We start from the raw sequence: 23818 nt of genomic DNA on the forward strand, positions 1-23818 counted from the left end.
TCTGCGGTGAGGACGGTCGCAGAACACTGAGCACATGCGCCGGACTCTCACCCGGCACAAGCCGCACATAATTGGTCCTGCCCCAGTGGTAGGTGGCACCGGTGAGCTCATCACGCACCGGCACGCTCTCGTGCCAGTCCAGGCCGAGTCGCGGCATGTCCAACGAAACCGTCGCCTCCTGGGTGTGGTGCGGATCCAGGTTGACCACCACCACAACCGTGTTCGAACCCGCACGCTTCGAGTAGACGATCACCTCGTCCTTGTCCGCATGATGAAAGTGCAGGTCGCGCAGCTGCCGCAGCGCCGGATGAGCCCGCCTCACCCGGTTCAGCCGCGTGATCAGCGGTGTGATGGTGCGGCCCTCGCGCTCGGCCGCCTCCCAGTCCCTGGGCCGCAACTGGTACTTCTCCGAGTCCAGATACTCCTCGCTGCCCTCGCGCAGTGGCACGTTCTCACACAGCTCGAACCCCGAGTACATCCCCCACGTCGGCGACAGCGTCGCCGCCAGCACCGCCCGCACCTCGAACGCCGGCCGCCCCCCGTGCTGCAGATACGCGTGCAGAATGTCCGGAGTGTTCACGAACAGGTTCGGCCGCATGTACGCCGCCGCCTCACCCGACAACTCGCTCAGATACTCCGTCAGTTCCTGCTTCGTGTTCCGCCAGGTGAAATACGTGTACGACTGCTGGAAACCGGCCCTGGCCAGCGTGTGCATCATCGCCGGCCGCGTGAACGCCTCCGCCAGGAAGATCACATCCGGATCCGTGCCGTTGACCTCCCCGATCACCCGCTCCCAGAACACCACCGGCTTGGTGTGCGGATTGTCCACCCGGAAGATCCGCACCCCCAGCCCCATCCAGAACCGCAGGACCCGCAGCGTCTCCGCCACCAGACCCTCAAGGTCCCCATCGAAATAGACCGGATAGATGTCCTGATACTTCTTCGGCGGGTTCTCCGCATACGCGATCGACCCGTCCACCCGCTGCCGGAACCACTCCGGATGCTTGCCCACCCACGGATGATCCGGCGAACACTGCAACGCGAAATCCAGCGCCACCTCAAGCCCCAGGGACCGCGCCCGCTCAACGAACCATGCGAAGTCCTCCACCGTCCCCAGCTCCGGGTGCACCGCATCGTGCCCGCCCTCCGGCGACCCGATCGCCCACGGCACCCCCACATCCCCCGCACCCGCCGACAACGTGTTGTTCGGCCCCTTGCGGAACGTCGTCCCGATCGGATGCACCGGCGGCAGATACACCACGTCGAAGCCCATGTCCGCGATCACCGGCAACCGCCGCGCCGCCGACCGGAACGTGCCGTGCGCACACTCCGCCGTCCCCTCCGACCGCGGGAAGAACTCGTACCACGACCCGAACAACGCCCGCTCCCGCTCCACCACCAACGGCAACGCCTCCGAGGACGTCACCAACTCCCGCAACGGAAACCGGCCCAACACCCCCTCCACCTCGGGCGTCAACGCCGCCGCCAGACGGGACGAGGCAGGACGTCCGGTGTCGCGCAGGGCGTCCACCGCGGCGAGGAGCACGTCCCGCCCGGCCTCGCCGTCCGGGACGCCGGCGGCCGCGCGCTCGTAGTGCCGTGCGCCTTCCTCCAGGACCAGTTCGGTGTCGATCCCGGCCGGGATCTTGATCTCCGCGTGGTGCCGCCAAGTGGCGACCGGATCGCCCCATCCCTCCACGGCGTAGGTCCAACGGCCCTCGCTCGCCACGGAGACGGTGGCGCCCCAGCGGTCGGTGCCGGGGGCGAGCTCACGCATCGGCGTCCAGGGACCGGGGCGCCCCTGCGGGTCCGTGAGCACGACGTCGGCGGCGACGGCGTCGTGGCCCTCGCGGAAGACCGTCGCGGAGATCTCGAACTCCTCGCCCACCACCGCCTTCGCCGGGCGGCGGCCCTGGAGGACGAGGGGGCGTACGTCCAGCACGGGGATCCGTCCCACAGCGGGACCGGCTTGCGGGGTCGGGGTGGGACTCGGGCCCGCGGAGGGTGTCCGCGGAGCGGAGGGCACGGTGTCGGTCTGCTGTGTCGAGGATGAACCGGTTGCCGGGGATTCCGGCGAGTGGTGCGTCGGGGGCATGACCGCTCCTGTCCGCGTCAACGTCGGTGGCGGATGAGGGTGCCGGAAGGCGAGGTACCGGAGGAGCCTTCCACCCTGCGGGGGTGGGCATTCCGGCACTTTCTTAACTACTCACGCGTATGTCTACCTTCAAGACCGGCCGCATCCGTAACAGCGAGAAAATGTCCGGTCCCGCCTGCTGGAGGGGCGAGGCCGGCAACGTTACGCGTGTCCGGTTAATTCTTGTTTACGCGTGCCCGGTCGGGCGCGGTCAAGGATTGTCCACTTGCGTCGGCCTGTTCGGTGATCGGGCGCCGGTGCCCTTGACCGTGCCGGAGACCGCACGCTCATGAGCGCCCGGCTCACCAGCGCCGCGGGAGCCCGGCAGCGGCCGGCGGGACGGAGTGCGAAGGCGCCCGCGACGTGCGCGGTCGTCATCGACGAGTCGGCACCGTCGGGCAGAAGTTCACCCGGATCGGGGCTTCCTGTCGCGGCCGGTACGCCCGTGGGAGGGCTTTCGTGTGAGGTGAGGCCGCCCGTCGACCGGGAGGGCGGAACCGGTCATATCAGCCCTCCTCGGCATGTAAAGGTTGCGTTGTTTTTTTGGACCGCTCGCGCAGGAGCCGGCGAGGGGGAGCGGCCGGGCGATCGCGGCCCGTCCGGCGCGTGAGGACCGGGCCGTTCGGGCCCGAGCGGGGTTCCGGAGCGCCGCTTCCGGGGTCCGTTCACCGCGACCGCGGCTGCCTGCGAACCCCTCGGGAAGCGAAACGCGCCCTTGCCGCGCGGCGTACCGTCGGGGGTGACACTCCGCGTACGTCCCCCGTGAAGGTGGAACTCGTGAAGGCCATCCGCAGGTTCACCGTACGTCCCGTCCTCCCCGAAGCCCTTCACCCGCTGAGCGATCTGGCGCGCAATCTGCGCTGGTCGTGGCATGCGGAGACCCGTGACCTCTTCCAGTCCGTCGACCCCGAGCGATGGGCGTCCTCCGGCGGCGACCCGGTGCGGCTGCTGGGGAGCGTGCCTCCCGCCCGGCTCGCGGTGCTCGCCGAGGACCGTCGCTTCCTGCGCCGTCTCGCCGCGGCCACCGACGATCTGGCCGACTATGTGACCGGCGACCGCTGGTACCAGTCCCGCGCGTCCGGCTCCGATCTCCCCGCCGCCGTCGCCTACTTCTCGCCCGAGTTCGGCATCACGGCGGCGCTGCCCCAGTACTCCGGCGGCCTCGGCATCCTCGCCGGCGACCATCTGAAGGCGGCCAGCGACCTCGGCGTCCCGCTGATCGGCGTCGGACTGCTGTACCGGCACGGCTACTTCCGGCAGACCCTCTCGCGGGACGGCTGGCAACAGGAGCACTATCCGGTGCTCGACCCGAACGAACTGCCCGTGGTGCCCCTGCGCGAGCCCGACGGCACCCCCGCCCAGGTCTCGCTCGGCCTGCCCGGCGGCCGACGGCTGCAGGCCCGTATCTGGCTCGCACAGGTGGGCCGGGTACCGCTGCTGATGCTCGACTCGGACGTGGAGGAGAACGCCCTCGGCGAGCGGGGCGTCACCGACCGGCTGTACGGCGGCGGCAGCGAGCACCGGCTGCTCCAGGAGATGCTGCTGGGCATCGGCGGGGTACGCGCGGTGCGCACGTACTGCCGGCTGACCGGGCACCCCGAGCCCGAGGTGTTCCACACCAACGAGGGCCACGCCGGCTTCCTCGGCCTGGAGCGGATCGCCGAGCTGTCCGACGCCGGCCTCGACTTCGACTCGGCCCTGGAGGCGGTGCGGGCAGGAACGGTCTTCACCACCCACACACCCGTCCCGGCCGGCATCGACCGCTTCGACCGGGAACTGGTGGCCCGGCACTTCGGACCCGGCGCGGAACTCGAGCGGATCGAGGTGGGGCGGATCCTGCGGCTCGGGATGGAGACGTACCCGGGCGGCGAGCCGAACCTGTTCAACATGGCCGTGATGGGCCTGAGGCTGGGCCAGCGTGCCAACGGCGTCTCCCTGCTGCACGGCAATGTCAGCCGGCAGATGTTCTCGGGCCTCTGGCCGGGATTCGACGCGGACGAGGTGCCGATCACGTCCGTGACCAACGGGGTGCACGCGCCGACCTGGGTGGCGCCGGAGGTGTTCCGGCTCGGGGCGCGGCAGATCGGCGCCGAACGCACCGAGGACGCCATGACGGTGGGCGGTTCCGAACGCTGGGACGCGATCGCGGAGATCGCCGGCCAGGAGATCTGGGACCTGCGCCGGGTGCTGCGCGAGCAGCTGGTGCTGGAGGTGCGGGAGCGGCTGTACGCCTCCTGGCGGCAGCGCGGCGCCGGGACGGCCGAACTCGGCTGGATCGACGGAGTGCTGGACCCCGACGTGCTGACGATCGGCTTCGCCCGCCGGGTGCCGTCGTACAAGCGCCTGACACTGATGCTGCGCGACCGGGACCGGCTGATGGAGCTGCTGCTGCATCCGGAGCGCCCTGTCCAGATCGTGGTGGCCGGCAAGGCGCACCCGGCGGACGACGGCGGGAAGCGACTGATCCAGGAGCTGGTCCGGTTCGCGGACGACCCTCGTGTGCGCCACCGCATCGTCTTCCTGCCCGACTACGGTATGGCGATGGCGCAGAAGCTCTACCCCGGCTGCGACGTCTGGCTGAACAACCCTCTGCGCCCGCTGGAGGCCTGCGGGACGAGCGGTATGAAGGCGGCACTCAACGGCTGCCTCAACCTCTCCGTCCTGGACGGCTGGTGGGACGAGTGGTACCAGCCGGACTTCGGCTGGGCGATCCCCACCGCCGACGGCGTGGGAACGGACGAGGACCGGCGCGACGACCTGGAGGCGGCGGCGCTGTACGACCTGCTGGAGCAGCGGGTGGCGCCGCGCTTCTACGAGCGGGGCCGGGGCGGGCTGCCGGACCGCTGGATCGAGATGGTCCGCCAGACCCTCATGAACCTGGGGCCGAAGGTGCTCGCCGGGCGGATGGTGCGCGAGTACGTGGAGCGCCTGTACACCCCGGCGGCCCATGCGCACCGGGCGATGACGGCGGACGCGGCCCGGGAGCTGGCGGGCTGGAAGGCGCGGGTCCGGGCGGCCTGGCCGGGTGTGACGGTCGACCATGTGGAGACCTCGGCCGCGACGGCGACGGCGGAACTGGGCACGACGCTCTCGCTGCGCGTCCGAGTCGGTCTCGGCGACCTGGGGCCCGACGACGTGGAGGTCCAGGCGGTCTCGGGGCGCGTCGACACGGACGACCGCCTCGAGGACGCGACGGCGACGGCGCTGAAACCGGCGGAGGCTCCGGACGCGGACGGCCGCTGGGTGTACGAGGGCCCGCTGTCACTGGATCGGACGGGTCCATTCGGCTGTACGGTCCGGATTCTTCCGGCCCACCGGTTGCTCGCGTCGGGCGCGGAGCTGGGCCTGGTGGCGGTACCGGCGGAGGAGCTGGCCGAGGCCGCAGGGGTGCTGATGCGGTGAGGACGCGCTTCCGTGACTGATCTCTCGGCGCGGCGGAGGTGCGGCCGTCAGGCCTCCTCCGTCGCGCACAGCCGGCGCATAGCCGCTCCGCAGCGTCGGGCGTATGCCTGCTGGAATCCGCGGGCCGCCGGGCCGACTGCCTTCGCGTACCACTTGGCCGGGCGGCTGAAGCCCATGACCGTCAGCCAGACCGTGCCGTCCCCGGTGCGGTCCACGACGAACGCCTCCTCGCCGCACTCGGGGTGGCCCGGCAGTGTGCCGTAGGCCCAGCCCGTGCGGCGGTGTTCCTCCACCGTCCAGACCACCCGACACGGGGCCTTGATCACACCGGCCAGGGTGACGGTGACGTCCACGCCCGGGGCCGCCCGCTCCGCGTCGACCTGGACGCCGACGCCCAGCGCCCGGTGCATCTCCCAGCCGAGGAGCGCCTCGGACGCCCGGTCGAAGACCTCCTGGCCCTCGCCGATCCGCGTGCGGACGTGCAGGGCGCGGAAGCCGTCGGGACAGTGACCGGGCTCGCGGGTCGCGCCGACATCCTCATAGGTGAAGTCCGCCAGTGACATGAGACCCCAGCGTAGGGCGGCCCCCTGTGCTGCCTTCGCGCCGGGGGCCGCTGTGTCGCTCTGTGCGTACTAGCTCACATTGACCGCGGACCAGGCCGCCGCCACCGCGTTGTACTCCGCGCTGCCGGAGCCGTAGAGGGCGGCCGCCGCGGAGAGGGTGCCCGTGCGGGCGGACTTGTAGTTGGTCGTCGACGTGAAGTACGTCGTCAGTGCCTTGTACCAGATCTGCAGCGCCTTGGCGCGGCCGATGCCGGTGACGGTGGAGCCGTTGGACGTCGGGGAGTTGTAGCTGACCCCGTTGACGGTCTTGGCGCCGCTGCCCTCCGAGAGGAGGTAGAAGAAGTGGTTCGCGACACCGGACGAGTAGTGCACGTCGAGGTTGCCGACGGACGAGGACCAGTAGTCGGCGGAGCCGCCGTCCTTGCTGGGCTTGTCCATGTAGCGCAGCGGGGTGCCGTCGCCGTTGATGTTGATCTTCTCGCCGATGAGGTAGTCACCGGGGTCGGAGGCGTTGTTGGCGTAGAACTCCACGCCGGTGCCGAAGATGTCCGAGGTGGCCTCGTTCAGGCCGCCGGACTCGCCGGAGTAGTTCAGGCCCGCGGTGTTGGAGGTGACGCCGTGGCTCATCTCGTGGCCGGCCACGTCCAGCGAGGTCAGCGGGTGCGTGTTCCCGGACCCGTCGCCGTAGGTCATGCAGAAGCAGCTGTCGTCCCAGAACGCGTTCACGTACGAGTTGCCGTAGTGGACGCGGGAGTAGGCGGCCTTGCCGTCGTTCTTGATGCCGCTGCGGCCGAAGGCGTTCTTGTAGAAGTCCCAGGTCACCTGGGCGCCGTAGGCGGCGTCGACGGCCGCGGTCTGGTCGGTGGTGGAGCTGGAGGCCGACCCGGTGCCCCAGGTGTCGTCGGCGTCGGTGAACAGGGTGCCCGCGGAGGAGCTGGTGCCGTTCGCCTTGTTGTACGTCTTGTGGCCGCCGCGCGTGGTGTCGTTCAGCTGGTAGGACGAGCCCGACAGGGTGGTGTTCAGGGTGACCGTGCCCGAGTACAGGCTCTTGCCGGTGCCGGTCTCGATGCCCTGGTACTCGAACAGCTTCTTGCCGGTGGCGGCGTCCGTGATGACGTGGAGCTGGTTCGGGGTGCCGTCGTCCTGCAGTCCGCCGACGACCGTCTCGTACGCGAGGACCGGAGTGCCCGAGCCGGCCCAGACGACCTTGCGCGGCGCGGCGTCGGCGGCCGTCCTCGCCGAGCCCACCGACCGCGCGGCCGTCACGGCCTGCTTCTCGGCCTTGGCCGCGGTGATCTGCGGTTTGAGCGAGGCCACCTTGATGGCCGCCTTGTTCGCCCGGGTCACCCCCTCGGTCCTGCCGGACCCGGACTCGTGGACGACGAGGTCGCCGCTGAGCACCGGCAGACCCGCGTAGGTGCGCTCGTAGCGGGTGTGGACGGTTCCGTCGGCGTCCTTCACGACGTCCTTGACGACCAGCTGCTCCTTGACGCCCAGGCCTATCTTCCGGGCCGTCTCGGACGCGCCGGCCTGGGCCTCCTTGATGAGGGAGGTACGCGCGGCCGCGGACAGCGCGAGCGGGGCGGCGGCGAGCGGCTTGGCGCTTGTGCCGGCCGGGGAGGCGGGGACCTGGGCGGAGGCGGCACCCGTGCTCAGACCGGTGGTGAGCAGGGCTCCGGCGGCGACGGCGGTGGCGACGGCGAGAGTGGTGCGCTTGTGACGCGCGTAGAGGGGAGTCACGCAAGCTCCTTCTGTGGGGGCGCCCATGCGGCGTGGGGTGGCCGTACGGACGGAATGAAGTTGCGGTGCGGGTGAGCCGTGCGGTGGAAGAGTGACACTTAAGTCGCGTACATGTCAGGACTCCGACGTGATGTTGGCTGAAAAAAGACAGCCGAGTGAAATTGCGGAAATGTGAACGGGCGCCGCCCCGGGGTGTCGTGACCCCGGGACGGCGCCCTGTCCATGCCGCTTCCCCGTGCGGTCTACGGGAAGGTGAGCTTCCAGCTGTTCAGCTTGCCGGTGTCCAGCCTCGCCTGGTCCTGGACCTTCAACTTCCAGGTCCCGTTGGCCGTTTCGGACGAGGCGTTGACGGTGTAGGTGGCGTTCACGTTGTCCGCCGAGTCGGAGGAGCTGAAGTTCTTCAGGCGGTACGAGGCGCCCGAGGGACCCACCAGATCGATCACCAGGTCACCCCGCCAGGTGTGGGTGATGTCCACGGTCACCTGGAGGTTGCTCGGCGCGTTTCCGGTCCTGCCGGACACGGCGATCGACGAGGTGACCGCGGGTCCGTTGTCCGGAATGGACAGCGGGGTCGTGTTCTCGTACGAGGTCCCGCCACCGCCGCCCCCGCCGGAGCGGGAGCCGACCGCGACGGCCGCCCACGCGTCCTGCACCGCCTTGTACTCGGCGCTGGTGGTGCCGTACAGCTCGCCCGCCGCCGCGAGCGTGCCGGTGCGCGCCGCCGCGTAGTTGGTGGTCGAGGTGAACTTGGTGGTGAGCGCCCGGTACCAGATCTGCAGCGCCTTGTCGCGGCCGATACCGGTGACCGGGAGGCCGTCCGCCGTCGGCGAGTTGTAGCTGACGCCGTTGATGACCTTGGCGCCGCTGCCCTCGCTGAGCAGGTAGAAGAAGTGGTTCGCGGGGCCCGACGAGTAGTGGACGTCGATCGACCCGATCCCCGAGTACCAGCTGTCCTTGGACGCGCCGTCCTTGCTGGGCTTGTCCATGTAGCGCAGCGGGGTGCCGTCGCCGTTGATGTCGATCTTCTCGCCGATGAGGTAGTCACCGGGGTCGGAGGCGTTGTTGGCGTAGAACTCCACGCCGGTGCCGAAGATGTCCGAGGTGGCCTCGTTCAGGCCGCCGGACTCGCCGGAGTAGTTCAGGCCCGCGGTGTTGGAGGTGACACCGTGGCTCATCTCGTGGCCCGCCACGTCCAGGGCCGTCAGCGGGTCCGCGTTGGCCGAGCCGTCGCCGTAGGTCATGCAGAAGCAGCTGTCGTCCCAGAACGCGTTCACGTACGAGTTGCCGTAGTGGACGCGGGAGTACGCGGCCTTGCCGTCGTTCCTGATGCCGCTGCGACCGAAGGTGCTCTTGTAGAAGTCCCAGGTGGTCGCGGCGCCGTAGTGCGCGTCTGCGCCCGCGGTCGCGGCGTTCGACGTGGTGCCGTTGCCCCAGGTGTCGTTCGACTGCGAGAACAGCGTGCCGGTGCCGGACGTGCCGCGGTTGAGGTTGTACGTCTTGTGGCCGCCGCGCGAGCCGTCGTTCAGCGTGTACGTCGAACCCGACTGCGTGGTGGTCAGGGTGACCTGGCCGCTGTATTGGGTGTTGCCGATGCCGTTCTTGATGCCCTGGTACCGGAAGAGCTCCTTGCCGGTGGCCGCGTCGCTGATGACGTGCAGTTCGTTCGGGCTCCCGTCGTCCTGGAACCCGCCGATCACCGTCTCGTACGCCAGGACCGGCTTGCCGCTCGCCGCCCAGATCACCTTGCGGGGCGTGTGGTCGGCCTCCGTCTTCGCCGAGCCCGCCGCCCGTGCGACGGACAGCGCCTGCTTCTCGGCCTTGGCGGCGCTGACGGCCGGCGTGAGCGAGGCGACCTTGATGGTGGCCGTCGTGGCCTTGACGACCCGCTCGGTCGCGCCGGACTTGGCCGTGTCCACGACCAGGTCGCCGCCGAGGACCGGAAGGCCCGCGTAGGTGCGCTCGTAGCGCGTGTGCAGGGTGCCGTCGCCGTCCTTGACCACGTCACGGACGGTCAGCTTCTCCTGCGCTCCGAGGCCTATCGCCCGGGCGGTGTCCGCCTTCGCCGCGTCGGCGTCGCGGATCAGCTCGGCGCGCTGCGAGGGCGAGAGCTTCAGGGCCATGTGCGCGGGGTCGGCCTTGCCGGCGGCGGGGCCGGTCGGGGCGGCATGCGCGGCGCCGGACTGGACGGCGGCGGCCAGCAGGGCGGACACGCCGACGAGGGCGACGGCTGCGGCGCGCCGCGCGGGGGTGTGGGAGGTGCGTCTGCGAGAGGAACTGCTGCTCACACTGACTCCTTCTGCATGGCCGCGGATCGCGCGGCCAGGGGAGACCGGACGGAAGTCAGCCGTCCGGGCAGAACAGGCGGAACGCGGAACCAGGTGCATGAAGGTGACGGGCCACCGCACAGCGGGAAAGCTGTGGGGTTGCTGTGAAGCGGCCGTGGGAAGCGTGCCAGAGGACGCCGCTTCCTGTCAGGAGCGCGTCAAGAACTTGTCCGGAATCGTTCGTTGGCCGGGAGGTCGTGTTCGGTATACGAACCGTTCGTGTTGCAGGGCCGGTTCAGGCGGAGGCCAGGTGGGTCTTCAGGGCCGGATGCACCTGCAGGGCCCGGTCGCCGTGGCGCCATTGCGGGCCGAGCAGTGCCGAGATCCGGTCGATGCGCTGGTAGAGGGTGTTGACGTGGATGTAGAGCGCCGTGGCAATACGGGCGAGGCTGCCGTCGCAGGCGAAGTATGTGAGCCCGGTGCGCACCAGGTCGCCCAGAAGTCGGCACCGCAGATGCGCACGATCGTGAACGAGGTCCACGCCCTAGGCGGCTGACCGGGCCCGCGGTGAGCGACGCGAAGACCGAGGACCCGCCCGTGCTCCGTACCGCCCCATGCCGGACGGTACGGAGCACGTCTGCACGGCCCTGTCCGCAAGACCGCACCGCGTCCGCTCAGGCCAGACTGTCCCGCCACGCCCGGTGCAGATCCGCGAACCGACCGGTGCCCGCGATCAGTTCGGCCGGGCTGCCGTCCTCCACGATGCGGCCGCCCTCCATGACCAGGACGCGGTCCGCGATCTCCACCGTCGACAGCCGGTGGGCGATCACGACGGCCGTGCGGCCGCGCAGCACCGTCTCCATCGCCCGCTGCACGGCCCGTTCCCCGGGGATGTCCAGGGAGCTGGTCGCCTCGTCGAGGATCAGGACGGCCGGGTCCGCGAGCAATGCCCGGGCGAACGCGACGAGTTGCCGCTGCCCCGCCGAGATCCGGCCGCCGCGCTTGCGTACGTCGGTGTCGTAGCCCTCGGGCAGCGCGCTGATGAAATCGTGCGCGCCGATCGCCTTCGCCGCCTGCTCGATCTCCTCGCGGCTCGCGTCGGGACGGCCGATCGCGATGTTGTCGGCGACCGTGCCGGAGAACAGGAACGCCTCCTGGGTCACCATCACGACACCGCGCCGCAGCCCGGACAGGGCGAGGTCGCGCAGGTCCACTCCGTCCAGCAGGACCCGGCCGTCGGTGGGGTCGTAGAAGCGGGCGAGCAGTTTGGCGAGCGTCGACTTGCCGGCGCCCGTCGCGCCGACCACCGCGACCGTCTGACCGGCGGGCAGGGTCAGCGAGAACCTCGGCAGCACCTCGCCGCCCGTGCGGTACGCGAAGCGGACGTCCTCGAAGACGACCGTGCGGCCCGGGTGCTCGCCCTCCCGTGCGGGCAGCCGCACCGGGGTGGACGGCTCGGGCACCGAAGGGGTCTGCGCCAGCAGCCCCGCGATCTTCTCCAGTGAGGCCGCCGCCGACTGATAGGCGTTGAGGAACATCCCGAGCCGGTCGATCGGGTCGTACAGGCGCCGCAGGTAGAGCACCGAGGCCGCCAGTACGCCCAGCGCCAGCGAGCCCTCCGCCACCCGGTACGCGCCCCACAGCACGATCCCGGCCACCGCGGTGTTGGCCACCAGCCGGGAACCGACGACATAGCGGGCCATCTCCAGGAGCGCGTCGCCGTTGGTCCGTGCGTGCCGCTCGTTGAGGACGGCGAAGGCGGCGTCGTTGGCCGCCTCGCGGCGGAACGCGCGCACCGGCCGGATGCCGTTCATCGTCTCCGCGAACTTCACGATGACCGCGGCGATCGCGGTGGACCGGCGGCGGAAGATGCGGCCCGACCGGCGCTGGTAGATCCGCACCAGCCCGTACAGCGGCACGAAAGACGCCACCGCGACCGCTCCGAGGCCGAGGTCCAGCCACAGCAGCATCGCCGAGATGTAGACGAACGACAGGATCACCGTGACGAGTTCCTGCAGGCCCTCGGCGAGCAGTTCGCGCAGCGACTCGACGTCCGTCGTGGAGCGGGAGATCAGCCGGCCCGAGGTGTAGCGCTCGTGGAAGTCGACGCTCAGTGCCTGGGCGTGCTTGAAGATCCGGCCGCGCAGCTCGAGCAGCACATCCTGGTTGACGCGGGCGGAGGCGCGGATGAACACGTACTGGAGCCCGCCGCCCGCCAGGGCGGACAGCAGATAGGCCACGGCCACCGCGATGAGCGGGCCGTGATCGTGGTGCCGGAAGGCCGGGACGGCGCGGTCGATGGCGTACGCCACCAGCAGCGGGCCCACCTGCACCGCGGCCTGCTGGAGCAGGAGCAGCAGGCAGGTCACCACGACCCGGGCCCTCAGCGGGGCGAGCAGCGAGCGCAGCAGCGCGGCCGTGGCGCCGGGGAGCGTGGGCAGGGCGTCCTGGTCGAAGGGGTCGTCGGAGACCGCGGGCGGCAGGTCGGGCCGTTTGCCGGTCGCGTCCTCGCTGTCCCCGTTCTCCTCGCCGTTCGGCGCGGTCGACCGGGGTCTCCGCTGCTCGGACGAAGGTGAGAGCTTGGGGAAGGGCGCCGTCATCTGGCCTCCTCGCTGTTCCCGGAGTCTCCGGACATCAGATGGGCGTACTCGGCGTTCGTGCGGAGCAGTTCCTGGTGGGTGCCGACGGCGGCGATGCGGCCGCCGGAGAGCAGGGCGACGCGGTCGGCGAGCAGGACCGTGGACGGGCGGTGCGCCACGACGAGGGCGGTGGTCCCGCTCAGCACCTGGCGCAGAGCCGCCTCGACCGCGGCCTCCGTGTGCACGTCCAGGGCGGACAGGGGGTCGTCGAGGACCAGGAAGCGGGGGCTGCCGACGACCGCGCGGGCGAGCGCGAGTCGCTGCCGCTGGCCGCCGGAGAGGCTGAGGCCCTGCTCGCCGACCTGGGTGCGGGCGCCCTGCGGAAGGGCGTACGCGAAGTCGGCCTGGGCGATGCCGAGGGCACGCTCGAGCTCCTGCACGCCGGCCGTGCCCGGGGCGCCCATGAGAACGTTGTCGCCGACGGTGGCGGAGAAGAGCGTGGGCTCCTCGAAGGCGACGGCCACTCTCGTCCGCAGGTCGTCGCGGGACATGGCCGTGATGTCCTCGCCGTCCAGCGTGATACGGCCCGAGGTCAGCTCGTGCAGCCGGGGGATGAGCGCGGTGAGCGTGGTCTTCCCGCTGCCGGTGGCACCGACGAGTGCCATGGTCTCGCCGGGGCGGATGTGGAGGTCGATGCGGTCGAGAACGGGGAGCGAGTCGGCGGCGCCGTCGGGGTACCGGAACCGGACGCCGTGGAACCGGAGCCCGCTGTCCGCGGATTCCGGCGGCAGGCTGTCCTGGGCCGCGGGCCGTGCCGACTCGGGCGTCTCGTCCATGACTTCGAAGAACCGTTCCGTCGCCGTCGCCGCCTCCTGGCTCATCGCCAGCAGGAACCCGATCGAGTCGACGGGCCAGCGCAGCGCGAGCGCCGTGGACAGGAACGCCACCAAGGTCCCCGCGGAGAGCGCGTCGTTGGCCACCTGGATGATGCCCAGCACCAGCGCGGCCCCGATCGCCACCTCCGGCAGGGTGACGATGACCGCCCAGATCGACGCGAGCAGCCGCGCCTTCTCCAGCTCCGTGCCGCGCAGGGTCCGCGACAGTTCACCGAACGCCCGCGCCTGGCTGCGGTGGCGGCCGAACCCCTTGATGATCCGGATGCCGAGCACGCTCTCCTCGACCACCGTCGTCAGATCGCCCACCTGGTCCTGCGCCCGCCGCGCCACCAGCGCGTACCGCCGCTCGAAGATCGCGCACATGACCACGACCGGGATGCCCGGTCCCAGGATGACCAGTCCGAGCGTCCAGTCCTGGACCAGCATGATGATCACGCCGATCAGGATCGTCACCCCGTTGACCAGCAAGAAGGTCAGCGGGAAGGCAAGGAACATACGCACCAGCATCAGATCCGTCGTGCCCCGCGACAGGAGCTGGCCCGAGGCCCAGCGATCGTGGAAGGCGATCGGGAGCCGCTGCAGATGCCGGTACAGATCCGCCCGCATGTCCGCCTCGACCCGGGACAGCGGCCGCGCCACCAACCACCGCCGTATCCCGAACAGCACCGCCTCGGCGATCCCGAGCAGCAGCAGGTACAGCGCCCCGAGCCATACGCCCGCGGGGTCCCGGTCGGCCACCGGTCCGTCCACGAGCCACTTCAGGACGAGGGGGATCACCAGGCCGACGCAGGACGCGACGATCGCGATGAACGCGGCCGTGAAGAGCCGCGTCCGCACCGGCCGCACGTACGGCCACAGGCGAAGCAGCGTCCGGACGGCGGAACGGTCCTTGGGTGTTACACGTTGTGTGGGCATCAGGGGCGAGCCTACGGTTCGGCACTGACAGTGCCCACCGAGTTTTGGCCGGACCCTCGTCCGCCTGAGGACCTACGACCTGGGTCTTCGACGGGCCGTAAGGCCGTGGCCGCCTGCCGGCCGGTGCTCCTGCGCATGCGTCCCCCTCCGCTCAGTCCACCACCCGGAGCAGCAGGACCGCCCGCGCCGGCACCGTCACCGTGGTGCCCGCCCGGTGCACCGTCCCCGGCGCCTGCGTCTGCTCCTCGCGGGAGGTGTCCACCACCAGTTCGTACCGCCGTGCCCACGGCGGACCGGGCAGCACGAAACTCGCCTGGCGGTCCCCGGCGTGCAGGACGGCGAGGAAGCTGTCGTCCACCACCGGCGCGCCCCGCGCGTCGCGGCCCGGAATGTCACGGCCGGAGAGATACATGCCCAGCGTCGCCGCGGGCGCATACCAGTCGCGTTCCGTCATCTCGGCCCCGCGTTCCGTGAACCACGCCAGGTCCCGCAGGCCCTCCGCCGAATGGGCCCGCCCGGAGAAGAACGCCCGGCGGCGCAGCACCGGATGGCGGTGGCGCAGCTCGATCAGCCGTGAGGTGAGCTCGAACAGCGCCCGCCAGCCGGGCTCCTCCTTCAGGCTCCAGTCCACCCAGCCGATCTCGTTGTCCTGGCAGTAGGCGTTGTTGTTCCCGCGCTGGGTGCGGCCCATCTCGTCGCCCGCCACCAGCATCGGCACCCCTGTCGACAGCAGCAGCGTGGTCAGCAGGTTGCGCAACTGCCGTCGTCTGAGGGCCCGCACGCGCTCGTCGTCCGTCTCGCCCTCCGTGCCGCAGTTCCACGAGCGGTTGTCGTCGGAACCGTCCCGGTTGCCCTCGCCGTTGGCCTCGTTGTGCTTCCGCTCGTACGACACCAGGTCGCGCAGTGTGAAACCGTCGTGCGCCGTGACGAAGTTGACCGACGCGTAGGGCCGCCGGCCGCCCCACGCGTACAGGTCGCTCGACCCCGACAGGCGGTACCCGAGGTCCCGTACGTCCGGCAGCGCACCGCGCCAGAAGTCCCGCACGGCGTTGCGGTAGCGGTCGTTCCACTCCGTCCACAGCGGCGGGAAGGCGCCGACCTGGTAGCCGCCCGAGCCCACGTCCCACGGTTCCGCGATCAGCTTCACCCGGTGCAGCACCGGGTCCTGGGCGATGACCGCCAGGAACGGGGACAGCATGTCGACGTCGTGCATCGACCGCGCCAGCGCCGCCGCCAGGTCGAAGCGGAAGCCGTCCACGCCCATCTCCGTCACCCAGTAGCGCAGGGAGTCCGTGATCAGCCGCAGGACGTGCGGCTGCACCACGTGCAGCGTGTTGCCGCAGCCGGTGTAGTCCGCGTACCGGCGGGCGTCGGACTGCAGCCGGTAGTAGCCGCGGTTGTCGATGCCCTTCAGGGACAGCATCGGGCCCAGTTCGCCCGCCTCCGCCGTGTGGTTGTAGACCACGTCGAGGATGACCTCGATGCCGGCCGAGTGCAGCGCCCGCACCATTCGCTTGAACTCGCCGACCTGCTGGCCCGTTGTGCCGGAGGCCGCGTACGCCGCGTGCGGGGCGAAGTAGCCGATCGAGTTGTAGCCCCAGTAGTTCTTCAATCCCCTTCTGAGCAGATGGTCCTCGTGCGCGAACTGGTGCACAGGCAGCAGCTCCACGGCCGTCACGCCCAGCTTCACCAGATGGTCGACGGCCGCCGGGTGCGCCAGACCGGCGTAGGTGCCCCGCAGCTCCTCGGGGATGTCCGGGTGCAGCCGGGTGAAACCGCGGACGTGCAGCTCGTAGATGACCGAGTCCGCCCACGGGGTCTTCGGGCGCCGGTCGTCCGCCCAGTCGTCGTCATCGTGCACGACCACGCCCTTGGGGACGTGCGGCGCGGAGTCCCGTTCGTCGCGCACGGTGTCCGCGACACTCTGCTGCGGCCAGTCCCGCACATGGCCGTACACCTCCGGCGGCAGGCCGAAGTCGCCGTCCACCGCGCGCGCGTACGGGTCGAGGAGCAGCTTCGCCGGGTTCCAGCGCGCTCCGGTCCACGGGTCCCAGCGTCCGTGCACCCGGTAGCCGTAGCGCTGCCCGGGCATCACTCCGGGCACGAAACCGTGCCAGATCTCGTGCGTCAGCTCGGTGAGCCGCACCCGGGTCTCCCGGCTGTCGGCGCCCCGGCCGTCGAACAGACACAGCTCCACCGCCTCGGCACCGCCCGCCCACAGCGCGAAGTTGGTGCCCACGACCCCGTCCGGGCCCGCGCGGAAGCGCGCCCCGAGAGGTGTGGGCGCGCCCGGCCACAACGGCACGGCCGGCACCTTCTGCCGACTGCCGTCGAGCACGGCGGCCGGGCGCGCGGACCGTTCCTCGTCCGCCCGCTCCCCCTGCACTGCCTCCTGCTCGGCTGCGCTGGACACCTCTCAGCCTCCCGCGGCTCGGTGGGCCGACACGGAAAGAGGGCGCACGGTGCCCCGCCCTCTTCCTGGCTTGCTCGCCTCCGGGGAGCCGGTGCCGGGAAGCCGGGCCGTGCTCAGCCCCAAGGGCGTTCGCACGCTCGGCCTCTCGGTTCCGGCACGCCCCTGCGGCTCACGGGCGCGGCTCCCCATCACGTCGTCCTCCCCACTGTTCTGCCCAGAGCGTGCCTCGCACTCACGTTTCCCCAGCACGGGCTGGGTCGTTGGGATCGTCGTGATGCACGTACAGACGCGCGCGCGGCGCGCAGGGGCCGCACTGGCCGCGGCACTGATCTGGGCTGCTCTCCTGACAGGCTGCACTTCGCACGGGGTCGACGACCTGCTCGGGAAGGCGCACGCTCCCGACGAGGTCATCCGCGTCTCTCCCGACAACGGCAGCAAGGACGTTCGTGCTGGCCGGCGGCTGCGGGTCCGGGTGCCGAGCGGCCGCCTGGAGTCGGTGACCGTCGTCAGGTCCCTGGACGGTCAGGACACACCGGTGCCCGGCCATCTCTCCGGTGACGGCCTCGTCTGGGAGCCGGACGACCCCCGACTCACCCTCGCCGCCAAATACACGGTCGACGCGGTGGCCCACGACGGCGACGGTCATCGTGCCGCCCGCCACGCCACCTTCACCACCTTCGTCCCCGACCAGCGCTTCATCGGGTACCTGATGCCGGAGAACCGAGCCGTCGTGGGGACCGGAATGATCGTTTCCGTGCAGTTCAACCGGAAGATCGAGAACCGTGCCGCCGTCGAGCGCGCGATCCGGGTGACCTCAAGACCCGCTGTCGAGATCCGCCCGCACTGGTTCGGCGAGGACCGCGTCGACTTCCGGCCCGCGACGTACTGGACCCCCGGCACCCGGGTCACGGTCGCCCTGCGGCTGCGCGACGTCGAGGGTGCGCCCGGCGTGTACGGACGGCAGTACAAGGACGTCCACTTCACCATCGGCCGCAGCCAGGTCTCGCTCGTCGACGCGGCGGCGCACACCATGCAGGTCCGACGCGGCGGCGTGCTGGTGGCCACCGTGCCGATCACCGCGGGTGCCCCCGAGAGCACCACGTACAACGGGAAGATGGTGGTGATGGAGATGCTCGAGGTCACGCGCATGGACGGCCGCACGGTCGGCTTCGGCGGCGAGTACGACATCCCCGACGTCCCGCACGCCCTGCGCCTGACCGACTCCGGCACCTTCGTGCACGGCAACTACTGGGCCCCGAACGCCCCCGGGCACATCAACGTCAGCCATGGCTGCGTCGGTCTGAAGGACGTCAAGGGCGGCGGTGCCGAGACCCCCGCGCGCTGGTTTTTCGACCGCAGTCTCGTCGGCGACGTCATCGAGGTCGTGCACAGCGACGACAAGAAGGTCGCTCCCGACAACGGGCTGGGCGGATGGAACATGACCTGGAGCGAGTGGACGTCGGGCAGCGCGATCCGGTAGCCGGGCCGGGGGCGCGCGGGGGGTGCGCACCCATTGGCCCCAATGCGCCTGAGCACGCCGCTGATTTGGGACTGAACAGTGACAATCGCGGGGAGTCATCGGGGCAGGGGGTGTGATTAATTTGCGCAGTGCACGCGGGTGTCGCGAGCTGTAGCCGCAGGGACGCGCCGGTGCCGGAAGACCAAGTGAGCAGAGAGCCCCGAGGGCCGAGCACGATCGGTGTTGCGGCACCGGTTCGGCCGGTTCTGGGGCGGGGAAAACTGGCGGGGTGCGGGCCTCAGCAGGCCGTGCGAGGGGAGAAAGAACGTGAACGGGCGACCGATATCGGGGGCGTCGGTTGGTACGCGGATGCGTACGGGACGGAAAGGACTGTCGGCGCTGATATTGGGCGCCCTTCTGGTCACCGCCACCGCGTGCGGCGGGGGCGGGCACTCGGGGGCGACCACCGCCGACGGCAAGGGTCATGAGTCGGCCAAGGCCGCGAGCAAGCAGTCGCAGGCCGTGGTCACGATAGCCCCGAAGGACGGGGCCAAGGCCGTGGACACGAGCGGTGCCCTGAAGGTGACGGCGGCCAAGGGCAAGCTGACCGAGGTCAAGGTCGAGGACTCCAAGGGTCACGAGGTCACCGGGGCGATATCCGGCGGGGGTGCGACCTGGACGCCCTCCACGCACCTCGCAGCGGCCACCACGTACAAGGTGCACGCGGTGGCCAAGGACTCCGCGGGGCTGACCTCCGCCGAGGAGTCCTCCTTCACCACGCTGACTCCGCAGAACACCTTCATCGGCAACTTCACCCCCGAGGACGGTTCCACGGTCGGTGTCGGGATGCCGTTCTCGATCCGGTTCACCCGGGGCATCACCCACCCGGACGACGTGGAGAAGGCCATCTCCATCAAGACCGAGCCGGCCGTCGACGTCCGCGGCCACTGGTTCGGCAACGACCGGCTCGACTTCCGGCCCGAGAAGTACTGGAAGGCCGGCACCAAGGTCACCGTCAGCCTCAACCTGGACGGCGTCGAGGGCCGGCCCGGTGTCTACGGCAAGCAGGCCAAGACCATGTACTTCACCATCGGCCGCAGCCAGGTCTCCACCGTCGACGCCAAGACCCACAAGATGGTCGTCAAGCGCGACGGCAAGGTCCTCAAGACCCTCTCCGTGACCACCGGCAAGCCGGGCTACGACACCTGGAACGGCCAGATGGTCATCAGCGAGCGCCTGGTCGTGACCCGGATGAACGGCGAGACCGTCGGCTACGGCGGCGAGTACGACATCAAGGACGTACCGCACGCCGAGCGCCTGACCGACTCCGGCACCTTCATCCACGGCAACTACTGGGGCGGCGGAGCCTTCGGCAACTACAACGCGAGCCACGGCTGCGTCGGTCTGCGCGATGTGCGCGGCGGCTACGACAAGTCGGTGCCGGCCGCCTGGTTCTACAACAACTCGATGATCGGTGACGTCGTGGTCGTGCAGCACTCCAACGACAGGACGGTCTCCCCGGACAACGGGCTCAACGGCTGGAACATGCCCTGGAGCGAGTGGATCAAGTAGGCCCGATCCGGTGACCCCGGGCCCGGTGTGCCGCTGTGAGCGAGCACACCGGGCCCGGGGTCGTTAGTGCCCGTTAACCTTCCTGCATGACTGTGCATCTGGAAGTCGCCGAGGGCGTGGGCACCATCCGTCTGGACCGCCCGCCCATGAACGCGCTGGACGTCGCCACCCAGGACCGGCTCAGGGAGCTCGCCGAGGAGGTCACGCGCCGCGAGGACGTGCGCGCCGTGGTCATCCACGGTGGGGAGAAGGTGTTCGCGGCGGGCGCGGACATCAAGGAGATGCAGGGCATGGACCACGCCGCGATGGTCCTGCGCTCCCGCGCTCTGCAGGAAGCCTTCACCGCCATCGCCCGTATCCCCAAGCCGGTCGTCGCCGCCGTCACGGGCTACGCCCTGGGTGGAGGCTGCGAGCTGGCGCTGTGCGCGGACTACCGCATCGCCGCCGAGAACGCGAAGCTGGGGCAGCCGGAGATCCTGCTCGGCCTGATCCCCGGTGCGGGCGGCACTCAGCGCCTTGCGAGGCTCATCGGCCCGTCCAAGGCCAAGGACCTGATCTTCACGGGCCGGATGGTGAAGGCGGACGAGGCGCTGACGCTGGGTCTGGTCGACCGGGTGGTGCCGGCCGGGGAGGTGTACACCGAGGCGCACGCCTGGGCCGCCAGACTCGCCCAGGGCCCGGCGATCGCCCTGCGCGCCGCCAAGGAGGCCGTCGACACGGGTCTGGAGACGGACATCGAAACGGGCCTCGCGGTGGAACGGACCTGGTTCGCTGGCCTGTTCGCCACCGAGGACCGCGAGCGCGGTATGCGCAGCTTCGTGGAAGAGGGGCCGGGCAAGGCGAAGTTCGTCTGATCGATCGGTCACCGACCGTGCCTGACAGCCGACTTCACAACTGGACGTGAGAAACGTTCAGGAAGTCGCCCTGACCCTCTTGCAGTTGACGCGACGTCTCACCCGGTTCCCTCGATGGAGCGGTTTATCGCAGCCTTAAGGCAACCTTAAGGCTGTCAACCCGAAGACGCTTGGCGATTGCCCCCCACTGGCCTGTTCCCCCAGGTCAGCGGGGGTGTGCGCGACCCACTGTTGCATCTGGCATATGCCGACCGAATGGTGTGGAAAGTGTGCTTGCAGGGGTCGTGTTGCGCCGTAACGCCTCCGAACAGCCCCTTGGGCCGCCATCATGGGTGCATGGCGGGGCTGGAGGGCATCGAACAGCCGCGGCGGCACGGAAGTGCGACCGCGGCGCGCTGGTCGCCTGCGGTCGAGGACGAACGGGCGCTCAAGGCACTGGAGTTGTTCGGCAATCCCACGGAGGCGGAGGTGTCGCTGCCGTCCCGGCCCGAATCCGCGGCCACCGCCCGCCGGCTCGCCCAGGTCGTGATTCTGCGTCACTGGGGGCTGGCCTCGAGGATGGCCGAGGACGCGGTCCTGCTCGTCTCCGAGCTCGTGGGCAACGCCGTTCGGCACACCGGGGCGCGCTCCTTCGGGTTACGGATGCGCCGGCGACGGGGGTGGATCCGTATCGAGGTCCGCGATCCCTCCCGCGGCCTGCCCTGTCTGATACCGGTTCAGGAACTGGACGTGAGCGGCCGCGGACTCTTCCTCGTGGACAAGCTCGCCGACCGGTGGGGCGTCGACCTGCTGCCGCGCGGCAAGACGACCTGGTTCGAGATGCGAGTCGCCGACCGCTGACGGCGGCCGCGCCGCCCGGCGGCGCGCCCACCGGGCCCGTCCGCGTACCGCTCCGGACGCCACGACCGACGGACGGTCAGGCCCCCTGCGACCCGCCCGACCTTCCTTGGGTCAAATCGCCCGATTTCCCGTCACCTTGTCCTTAAATGGGGAGAGTGACTACGCCCGTCCCTCCCACCCCACCGGACCGTGAGACGGGCACCGCGCGCACGGTGCCCGGCCGCCGGTCGGCACTGCGCGCGGGCGCGGGGCTCGCCGCAGGTACGTTCGCCACAGCCTGTTCCCCCGGTGGCCACATCCTCCACCGGCCCGTCGAGTCTCCCGCCTCCGCCGCCCCGCGCTCCCCGACCCCAGCACCCGAGCCTCGCGCCTATGCGCAGCAGCCCGGCCAGATCGACCACGGCCCGCGGGACCGCCCCCGGGTCGCCCTCACCTTCCACGGCCAGGGCGATCCCCGTTTCGCCAGGTCCATCCTGGACACGGCGGAGAAGGCGGGCGCGAAGATCACCGTGCTCGCGGTCGGCACCTGGCTCGACCAGCATCCCGAGGCCGCCCGGCGCATCCTCGCCGGCGGTCACGACCTCGGCAACCACACCCTGCGCCACCTCGGCATCAACACCATGTCCGAGACGGACGCGTACGCCGAGATCCAGGGGTGTGCGCAGCGGCTGCGGCGGCTGACCGGATCCATCGGCACCTGGTTCCGGCCCTCCCGCGCCCCGCGTGCCACCCCGCTCGTCGAACGCCTGGCCCGTCTCTCCGGCTATCCGCACGTCCTGTCGTACGACGTCGACTCGCTCGACTACACCTCGCCGGGCGCCTCCGCCATCACCCGCAAGGTGGCCGGCGAGGTGCGCAACGGGTCCGTGGTGAGCCTGCATTTCGGGTACGCGGACACGGTCACCGCTTTTCCCGCCCTGCTGAAAGAACTCGAACGCCGCGGCCTCACCGCGGTGACCACCACGGAGCTGCTGAGCTGATGCCCTCCACGACCGTCACGCGTGTACTGATCGCCGGCGCCGCCCTCGCCGTGCTCGCCGGATGCAGCAGCGGATCCGCCCACAAGGACAAGGGCCTCCCGTCCAAGAGCCCGGGCAGGACCGCACAGCGGCAGATGACCGTCCAGACCCTGCCGGGCATGCCGCCCGTGCTCGACCCGAAGGACGTCTACGCGGCCGACCGCCCGAACCAGCTGTCCCCGGTGGTCAAGGGCTTCCCGTCCCGCATCTACGTCCCCAACACCAACTCCAACACCGTGTCCGTCATCGACCCCGGCACCTACAAGGTCATCGACACGCTCCGGGTAGGCCGCCAGCCGCAGCACGTCGTGCCGTCCTGGGACCTGAAGACGCTGTGGGTCAACAACGACCTGGGCAACTCCCTCACCCCCATCGACCCGAGGACCGGCCACGCCGGCAAGCCGGTCGACGTGCACGATCCGTACAACCTGTACTTCACGCCGAACGGCAAGTACGCGGTGGTCATGGCATCCAGGGACCGCCGGCTGGTCTTCCGCGACGCGCACACCATGAAGGTGGCGAAGTCCGTGCCCGTGGACTGCGCCGGCGTCAACCACGCCGACTTCTCGCGCGACGGCCGCTACTTCATCGTCTCCTGCGAGTTCAGCGGCGAACTGCTCAAGGTCGACACCGAGAAGATGGAGGTGCTCGACCGGCAGAAGCTGCCGGTCCGCGGTTCCATGCCGCAGGACGTCAAGGTCGCGCCGGACGGCAGGACGTTCTACGTCGCCGACATGGTGGCCGACGGAATGTGGATCCTCGACGGCGACACCTTCGGCAAGCCGACCTTCCTGTACACAGGCAAGGGCGCACACGGCCTGTACGTCAGCCGCGACTCCCGCGAGATGTACATCTCCAACCGGGGCGAGGGCACCGTCTCCGTCTTCGACTTCACGACGAACCGCCTGACCAAGAAGTGGCGTCTGCCCGGCGGCGGCAGCCCGGACATGGGCGGCGTCTCGACGGACGGCACGGTGCTGTGGCTCTCCGGCCGCTACAACTCCGAGGTCTACGCGATCGACACCCGCACCGGCCGGCAGCTCGCCCGGATCAAGGTGGGCAGCGGCCCGCACGGGCTCGCGGTCTACCCGCAGCCCGGCCGCTACTCGCTGGGGCACACGGGTGTCTACCGATGAGGCGCACACGGCCGTGACGGCGGCTCCGGACC

The 23818-nt window shown here is 70.4% G+C and carries 15 protein-coding genes; 7 read left to right on the forward strand and 8 right to left on the reverse strand.

Annotated features, from left to right (window positions below; genetic code table 11):
* Positions 1-2095 (reverse strand): maltotransferase domain-containing protein (locus tag ABZ904_RS11690; RefSeq protein ID WP_361822693.1); only part of this gene is annotated, 2095 nt, incomplete at its 3' end.
* An 816-nt stretch (positions 2096-2911) separates the two neighbouring features.
* Here ABZ904_RS11690 and ABZ904_RS11695 point away from each other — a divergent pair.
* On the forward strand, positions 2912-5536 hold the full coding sequence (locus tag ABZ904_RS11695; RefSeq protein ID WP_361822696.1) for a glycosyltransferase family 1 protein: 2625 nt from the start codon (positions 2912-2914) through the stop codon (positions 5534-5536).
* Between the two features lie 47 nt (positions 5537-5583).
* Here ABZ904_RS11695 and ABZ904_RS11700 read toward each other — a convergent pair whose 3' ends face one another.
* The 7 genes from ABZ904_RS11700 to glgX all read right to left on the reverse strand — a co-directional run bounded on the left by ABZ904_RS11700 (position 5584) and on the right by glgX (position 16906).
* Complete coding sequence (locus ABZ904_RS11700) at positions 5584-6099, reverse strand: DUF1990 domain-containing protein (RefSeq protein ID WP_359395104.1); 516 nt, start codon at positions 6097-6099, stop codon at positions 5584-5586.
* A 69-nt stretch (positions 6100-6168) separates the two neighbouring features.
* Complete coding sequence (locus ABZ904_RS11705) at positions 6169-7839, reverse strand: M4 family metallopeptidase (protein ID WP_361822699.1); 1671 nt, start codon at positions 7837-7839, stop codon at positions 6169-6171.
* Between the two features lie 242 nt (positions 7840-8081).
* Complete coding sequence (locus tag ABZ904_RS11710; protein WP_361822702.1) at positions 8082-10124, reverse strand: M4 family metallopeptidase; 2043 nt, start codon at positions 10122-10124, stop codon at positions 8082-8084.
* 274 nt (positions 10125-10398) lie between these two features.
* Complete coding sequence (locus tag ABZ904_RS11715) at positions 10399-10644, reverse strand: helix-turn-helix domain-containing protein (protein ID WP_359395098.1); 246 nt, start codon at positions 10642-10644, stop codon at positions 10399-10401.
* A 133-nt stretch (positions 10645-10777) separates the two neighbouring features.
* Complete coding sequence (locus ABZ904_RS11720; protein WP_359395096.1) at positions 10778-12703, reverse strand: ABC transporter ATP-binding protein; 1926 nt, start codon at positions 12701-12703, stop codon at positions 10778-10780.
* On the reverse strand, positions 12700-14493 hold the full coding sequence (locus ABZ904_RS11725; RefSeq protein WP_359395094.1) for an ABC transporter ATP-binding protein: 1794 nt from the start codon (positions 14491-14493) through the stop codon (positions 12700-12702). Before ABZ904_RS11725 ends, ABZ904_RS11720 begins: the two co-directional genes overlap by 4 nt.
* A gap of 151 nt (positions 14494-14644) precedes the next feature.
* The gene (glgX, locus tag ABZ904_RS11730) at positions 14645-16906 is read right to left on the reverse strand and encodes a glycogen debranching protein GlgX (protein ID WP_361822706.1); all 2262 of its coding nucleotides are present in this window, start codon (positions 16904-16906) and stop codon (positions 14645-14647) included.
* 271 nt (positions 16907-17177) lie between these two features.
* Between glgX and ABZ904_RS11735 the strand changes: the two genes are divergently transcribed.
* The 6 genes from ABZ904_RS11735 to ABZ904_RS11760 all read left to right on the forward strand — a co-directional run bounded on the left by ABZ904_RS11735 (position 17178) and on the right by ABZ904_RS11760 (position 23786).
* The gene (locus tag ABZ904_RS11735) at positions 17178-18386 is read left to right on the forward strand and encodes an Ig-like domain-containing protein (protein WP_361822709.1); all 1209 of its coding nucleotides are present in this window, start codon (positions 17178-17180) and stop codon (positions 18384-18386) included.
* Positions 18387-18734: 348 nt separating this feature from the next.
* Entirely contained in the window at positions 18735-19937 is a 1203-nt protein-coding gene (locus tag ABZ904_RS11740; RefSeq protein ID WP_361822712.1) for an Ig-like domain-containing protein, read from the forward strand.
* Between the two features lie 86 nt (positions 19938-20023).
* Positions 20024-20791 carry an enoyl-CoA hydratase-related protein gene (locus ABZ904_RS11745; protein WP_359395086.1) on the forward strand — a complete coding sequence of 256 codons (768 nt, stop codon included), beginning with the start codon at positions 20024-20026 and terminating at the stop codon, positions 20789-20791.
* 336 nt (positions 20792-21127) lie between these two features.
* A complete protein-coding gene (locus tag ABZ904_RS11750) occupies positions 21128-21631 on the forward strand; it encodes an ATP-binding protein (RefSeq protein WP_359395084.1) in 504 nt (167 codons plus the stop codon).
* Between the two features lie 146 nt (positions 21632-21777).
* Entirely contained in the window at positions 21778-22611 is an 834-nt protein-coding gene (locus ABZ904_RS11755; protein WP_359395082.1) for a polysaccharide deacetylase family protein, read from the forward strand.
* Positions 22611-23786, forward strand: a complete 1176-nt coding sequence (locus tag ABZ904_RS11760) for a hypothetical protein (RefSeq protein ID WP_359395079.1) — start codon at positions 22611-22613, stop codon at positions 23784-23786. The genes ABZ904_RS11755 and ABZ904_RS11760 overlap by 1 nt, the downstream gene beginning before the upstream one ends.
* The last annotated feature ends 32 nt before the right edge of the window (positions 23787-23818 follow it).

Origin of the sequence: Streptomyces sp. NPDC046900, from assembly GCF_040644975.1 — a bacterium.
Classification (GTDB): domain Bacteria; phylum Actinomycetota; class Actinomycetes; order Streptomycetales; family Streptomycetaceae; genus Streptomyces.

Excerpts from the sequence above, each read along its gene's own strand:
- ABZ904_RS11700 (WP_359395104.1), bottom strand. The coding sequence starts at position 6,099 with ATGTCACTGGCGGACTTCACCTATGAGGATGTCGGCGCGACCCGCGAG.
- ABZ904_RS11720 (WP_359395096.1), bottom strand. The coding sequence starts at position 12,703 with ATGACGGCGCCCTTCCCCAAGCTCTCACCTTCGTCCGAGCAGCGGAGA.
- ABZ904_RS11725 (WP_359395094.1), bottom strand. The coding sequence starts at position 14,493 with ATGCCCACACAACGTGTAACACCCAAGGACCGTTCCGCCGTCCGGACG.
- ABZ904_RS11740 (WP_361822712.1), top strand. The coding sequence starts at position 18,735 with ATGCGTACGGGACGGAAAGGACTGTCGGCGCTGATATTGGGCGCCCTT.
- ABZ904_RS11745 (WP_359395086.1), top strand. The coding sequence starts at position 20,024 with ATGACTGTGCATCTGGAAGTCGCCGAGGGCGTGGGCACCATCCGTCTG.
- ABZ904_RS11750 (WP_359395084.1), top strand. The coding sequence starts at position 21,128 with ATGGCGGGGCTGGAGGGCATCGAACAGCCGCGGCGGCACGGAAGTGCG.
- ABZ904_RS11755 (WP_359395082.1), top strand. The coding sequence starts at position 21,778 with ATGGGGAGAGTGACTACGCCCGTCCCTCCCACCCCACCGGACCGTGAG.
- ABZ904_RS11760 (WP_359395079.1), top strand. The coding sequence starts at position 22,611 with ATGCCCTCCACGACCGTCACGCGTGTACTGATCGCCGGCGCCGCCCTC.